The organism is Acidovorax sp. KPB24-03 (assembly GCF_057546605.1).
The window spans coordinates 1-2,890 of the sequence record NZ_BAAJYR010000431.1; the positions used below are offsets into that span (position 1 = coordinate 1).

General features: G+C 70.1%; 4 protein-coding genes and 1 pseudogene. 3 read left to right on the top strand and 2 right to left on the bottom strand.

Annotation, left to right across the window (positions count from 1 at the left end; genetic code table 11):
• Positions 1–278: 278 nt before the first annotated feature.
• Together AC27KI_RS22045 and AC27KI_RS22050 are read right to left on the bottom strand one after the other, a co-directional pair.
• Positions 279–533 (bottom strand): DUF1488 family protein, encoded by a 255-nt coding sequence (locus AC27KI_RS22045; protein ID WP_284431426.1) that lies wholly within the window; start codon positions 531–533, stop codon positions 279–281.
• 194 nt (positions 534–727) lie between these two features.
• A complete protein-coding gene (locus AC27KI_RS22050; RefSeq protein ID WP_487115846.1) occupies positions 728–943 on the bottom strand; it encodes a hypothetical protein in 216 nt (71 codons plus the stop codon).
• Here AC27KI_RS22050 and AC27KI_RS22055 point away from each other — a divergent pair.
• From AC27KI_RS22055 to AC27KI_RS22065, 3 genes and pseudogenes are all read left to right on the top strand, one after another.
• A pseudogene (locus AC27KI_RS22055) lies at positions 845–1,505 on the top strand (Crp/Fnr family transcriptional regulator). The gene AC27KI_RS22050 and the pseudogene AC27KI_RS22055 overlap by 99 nt on opposite strands.
• Before the next feature lie 204 nt (positions 1,506–1,709).
• Positions 1,710–1,925 (top strand): transcription antiterminator/RNA stability regulator CspE, encoded by a 216-nt coding sequence (gene cspE, locus AC27KI_RS22060; protein ID WP_272552015.1) that lies wholly within the window; start codon positions 1,710–1,712, stop codon positions 1,923–1,925.
• Between the two features lie 90 nt (positions 1,926–2,015).
• A partial coding sequence (locus AC27KI_RS22065) for a S1 family peptidase (RefSeq protein WP_487115844.1) occupies positions 2,016–2,890 on the top strand: 875 nt, incomplete at its 3' end.

The window sequence follows — 2,890 nt, forward strand, 5'->3', positions numbered from 1 at the left end:
GGGGCGACGGCCGGGGGCCTGGCGCTGACGGCTTGCGCGGCGGCCAGGCTCTGGGCGTGCTGCTCCAGGCGCTCCAGCCCGAATAGTTCGCCGCGCACCGGCGCCGAGCCGGACCACAGCGATGCATCGCTGCCGCGAAACAGGAGGCGTTGGAGGAAGGGGGTCATGGTGCCTTTCGGTGGGCTGTGGGCGGTGGTGCGCCCAGGCGACTGAACGGCGGATCGGGCAACGGAAGGCGGGGCAAAAGAGGGGAGGGCGCGCGTGCGCGGCCGGCCGCTCTAGGGCGCGCGCAGGTCGAACTCGCGCAGCATCACGGGCTCGATGGCGCCCTGGTCCACGCGGCGGCGCGCCGCGGCCTCGATCTCGGGGGCGTGGCTGCGGTAGGTGTCCATCGGGTCCTCGTCCGCGCTGCCGGGGCTGTAGCGGTAGTGCAGGGCATCCTTGCCGACGCTGGCACCGATCCATTGCGACTGGACCTCGACCCAGAAGCGCACCGTTCCCGAGGCTTCGTGGAAAAAGGGAGGCTGTGACATGGGGAACTCCGAAAAGGTGGGGGGTGATCGCATGCCGCCGGGCGGTGGGTGCACCGGCGCGGGCATGGGGTGGAGCGCGCAAGGAAAGCCAAAGAGGGCGGCGAAAGACTTGGCACCGCTTGGCCTGCGAGGCTATCGCCGGCCCGCCCGCCTGTCTGTGCGCTGGCACACACAGGCCGGGCCCGGGCCGCGCCCTATACTGAACCGGGCGAATCGTTGCCGGTGGCTGTTCCATCGCTGATGCATCCGGCTTTCTGGAGAATGCGATGCCCCACCGTGAAGAACCCCGGCGCAACCGCCTGCTCGCCGCCTTGGGCGACACCGAGTGGCAGCGCCTGCAACCCGACCTCGAATCCGTGAGCCTCGGCGTGGGCCAGGTGCTCGGCGAGCCGGGCGAGCGCGTGGGCCATGCGGTGTTTCCCACCACCGCCATCGTCTCGCTGCTGCACCGCCTGGAAGACGGCGGCTGCGCGGGGGGTCGCCGTGGTCGGCTTCGAGGGCATGGTCGGCGCGTGCATCGTGCTGGGCGGCGAATCGATGCCCCACCGCGCCGTGGTGCAGTGCGCAGGCCGCGGCTGGCGCGTGCCGGCCCATGCGCTGCTGGACGTGCTGCAGCAGTCCGCCGCGTGGCAGCGGCAGCTGCTGCGCTACGCACAGGCGCTCCTGGCGCAGATCGCGCAGACGGCCGTGTGCAATCGCCACCACTCGCTGGACCAGCAACTTTGCTGTTGGCTGCTGACCAGCCTCGATCGCCTGGAGGGCCCGGACGTGGTGGTGACCCAGGAGCTCATCGCCCACATGCTGGGCGTTCGCCGCGAGGGGGTGACGGAAGCGGCGGGGCACCTGCAGCAGGCCGGATTGATCCGCTACCGCCGTGGCCGCATCACCGTGCTGGACATCGATGGACTGCTGCGCCGCAGCTGCGAATGCCACCGGCTCGTGCAGCGCGAGTACGAGCGGCTTTTGCCGTGAGCGCGGCGCGGCGCCAGGGCGGTTGCGGGAACGGGTGTACCATGGGCCGCGTAGACATGTGCAAGACCGTCACTCCCTAGGTCGCTCCCCAGTTGCCCGCCGGCGCCCTGCCGGCGGATGTTGTCGAATATCCCATCGATGATTTTCTTGGCGTCTCTGCGCCGCAGGCACGTTCGCGCCGCGGCAACTTGAAAAGGAATCGATATGACGACACAAACCGGCACCGTGAAATGGTTCAACGATGGCAAGGGCTTCGGCTTCATCGCCCCCGATGACGGCAGCAAGGACCTGTTTGCCCACTTCCGCGAAATCCAGGGTGGCAGCGGCTTCAAGACCCTGGCGGAAAGCCAGCGCGTGCAGTTCGAAGTGACGCAAGGCGAAAAGGGACCGCAGGCGTCCAACATCCGCGCCGTCGAATAAGGCGCCAGGCCCGGGCGGTGTCCGCCCCGGCCGCACCTCTCCCGAAACGCGGCCCTGGCCGCGTTTTCTTTTTTTGGAAGGCGCATCCCCATGAAAAACCTGCAAGACGTTACCGAGCGCATCTGCGAACTCAAGGGCAGCCTCATTGCCATCGACGCGCTGCTGCCGGCCCTGCTCGATGCCCTGCCGTCCGGGGCGCACGGCACCCTGGCGCGGTCGTTCGACGCGCACGTCGAAGCGGCCCGGACCGTGATGCTCCACGCCCCCATCTCCGACCATGTGCTGTCCACCTTCGAGCGCGACGCCGCCCGCATGCACGGCGTGATCGCCGCGCTGCCTGGCACGCCGGCGCCGCTGGCCGAGTCCGAGTCCGGACCCGTGGCGCAGTCCCAGGCCCCGGCCACCGAATCCGTGCTGCTCACCAGCACGCGCATCAGCACGTTCGACGGACCGCGCTCGCTGACGGGCGCGAGCGGCTTCTTCTTCCGGCGCGACGGGCGGCTTTTCCTGGTGACGAGCCGGCACGTGCTGGCCGACGCGCCCAGCGCCCATTTTCCGGACCGCATCGAAATCGACCTGCACCTGCATCCGCAGGACCTCACGCGCGTCGCCGTGTTCTCGCTGCCGCTGTACCGCGACGGCCTGGGCCTGTGGCGCCAGGCGGTGGACAGCGGGGGCGAGGTGGACGTGGCCGCGATCGAGATCGACACCGCCCGCCTGCCCGAGGGCTGCGTCTTCGAGGCGTTCGACGCCAGCCACCTGCAGGCCGCGGGCGATCCGCCCCAGGTCGGCGATGCGCTGGTCGTGATCGGGTTCCCGCTGGGGTTTCACGACACGGTGCACCGCCTGCCCGTGGTGCGCTCGGCCTCGGTGGCCTCGGCCTACGGCGTGCGGTTCCAGCAGCAGGGCTATTTCCTGACCGATGCCCGCACCCACCGCGGCAGCAGCGGCGCCCCGGTGCTGCG

Excerpts from the sequence above, each read along its gene's own strand:
- AC27KI_RS22050 (WP_487115846.1), bottom strand. The coding sequence starts at position 943 with ATGGCCCACGCGCTCGCCCGGCTCGCCGAGCACCTGGCCCACGCCGAG.
- cspE (WP_272552015.1), top strand. The coding sequence starts at position 1,710 with ATGACGACACAAACCGGCACCGTGAAATGGTTCAACGATGGCAAGGGC.
- AC27KI_RS22045 (WP_284431426.1), bottom strand. The coding sequence starts at position 533 with ATGTCACAGCCTCCCTTTTTCCACGAAGCCTCGGGAACGGTGCGCTTC.